Origin of the sequence: Thalassobacterium maritimum, assembly GCF_031127805.1 — a bacterium.
GTDB lineage: Bacteria > Verrucomicrobiota > Verrucomicrobiia > Opitutales > Coraliomargaritaceae > Thalassobacterium > Thalassobacterium maritimum.
In genome coordinates this window covers 1-1,656 of sequence record NZ_JARXHW010000127.1, presented here as the reverse complement: position 1 = coordinate 1,656, position 1,656 = coordinate 1, and the positions used below count along the sequence as shown (strand labels likewise).

The following is a 1,656-nucleotide window of genomic DNA, read 5'->3' as shown; positions in this document are numbered from 1 at the left end:
TGACGGGTAAACTCGCATTGACTATCTCGCCTGGTTCCCGCAGGGACTGGCGAGTCTGAGGGGTGCTGGGATAGCCTGTGAGTCTCGCTCTGATTGGTTTCTTTCATTGATTTACTTGGCCTGTGATGCTCGTCGGTAAGGGGATTTTTTCGTCGTGCTAGTTTTTCTTACTTTCGATCCATCGAGCCTGAGATTCATTTTTTCAATTTCTGGGAACGTAGACGAGAGGAATAGATGAGCGCCAGCGAAATCTATTGCCTCATCGGACTGGTTCTCAATTAGGTTTTCAAAATGCTGAGGCCATCGCAATCGCAGATCATACAATTAGTCCAATTGCCGTAATAGTGGTGAGGGTGAATATCTTCGCTCGCTGCTTACAGTTTCCTTTGAGCGAGAATTTATTATATGGCCGAAAAGCACTAATCGGGATCAGAGAAAATATTCCCACAATGGCGATCCAACCGAGAATCATAGAGATCCACTCTTGGGGATAGCTGGAGATGTGGTGTCTTACCCAGAGGTATTCTCCGATTAACTCAAATGCCCACGCAGAAACAATCATAAGGAGGAATATGCCTAGATACATAGTCGTCGAAATATTTCTAAGTTTGGTCATATTTGATTCCTTGAGAACGTGAAGCGTGATAACGTAGTGAGGCACGAACGGAGTTGATCACCGCGCCTGGATCTACTCTTATCTAGCCGACTGGTTCAAGTTGGTTTGTGGGTGAATTAGGTTTCATTCGTCTGATTAGATTCTATTCTTCATTCCTTTCAAGACGCACACTTCTTACGATTCCCCAAATGATGCCAACTAGGCCGAACAGGATTCCCAGCGCTCCGATGCCCAAAATAAGAAAACCTAGTGGCGACATCTCGCTATAAACGCCAGGAACGAATTTAAGGCCCCAAAGTGTGATAAAGCAGAGTAGACTTAATCCGATTAGTGTTAGTGGGCCTGTCATCTTATTTTCTGTAGATCGTGGAGCGTGATCATGGAGTGGAGGCGGAGCCGTAACGGAATTGACCACCGCGACTGGATATACCTATGGGAGCCTGTAGGATCCGTAGGTAAAACATCTAAAGAACGCGCTATCGGGTCTAGTATCTTCGAACTGAACTGTGATTATGCATTCTTCTTCTGTCGCGAAGAAATGAACATCTGCCGTATTCTCGGTGATTTCGGTTACATTGTTGATTTTAATGGTGGCCCCGGTTGCCGTCCAAGAGGCCAAATCATTCGAGAATGAAAAGTGATACTCATATCCGGCCATTCCTTCCATTTCAATTACAATCGATGAGCTGTTGATCTCATTGATGCTTAAAGCTGCGGCAGTCTTTTCTAATTCTATCGGAGGCCCAACAGGTATGAAACCGCCGTCTTCAGTGCAGCTGCAAATTTCATCCGAAAATACCAGCTGCTGTATCAGGCAGAGAAACAGGATGATCACTTTTGTTTTCATTTCGTATATCGTGAAGAGTAGTCGATGCGAGCCTGCGAGGTCAATCGTGCAAATGATTGTCGCAAAACTGACGGGTAAACTCGCATTGACTATCTCGACTGGTTCCCGCAGGGACTGGCGAGTCTGAGGGGTGCTGGGATAGCCTGTGAGTCTCGCTCTGATTCGTTTCTTTCATTGATTTACTTGGCCTGTG

1 protein-coding gene is annotated in these 1,656 nt (G+C 45.9%); it reads right to left on the bottom strand.

The features are described from left to right. Positions 1-1,046 precede the first annotated feature (1,046 nt). Entirely contained in the window at positions 1,047-1,463 is a 417-nt protein-coding gene (locus QEH52_RS19520; RefSeq protein ID WP_308952636.1) for a hypothetical protein, read from the bottom strand. Positions 1,464-1,656: the final 193 nt, after the last annotated feature.

What these genes read in the sequence shown, in the direction of transcription:
- QEH52_RS19520 (WP_308952636.1), bottom strand. Translation starts at nt 1,463, where the DNA reads ATGAAAACAAAAGTGATCATCCTGTTTCTCTGCCTGATACAGCAGCTG.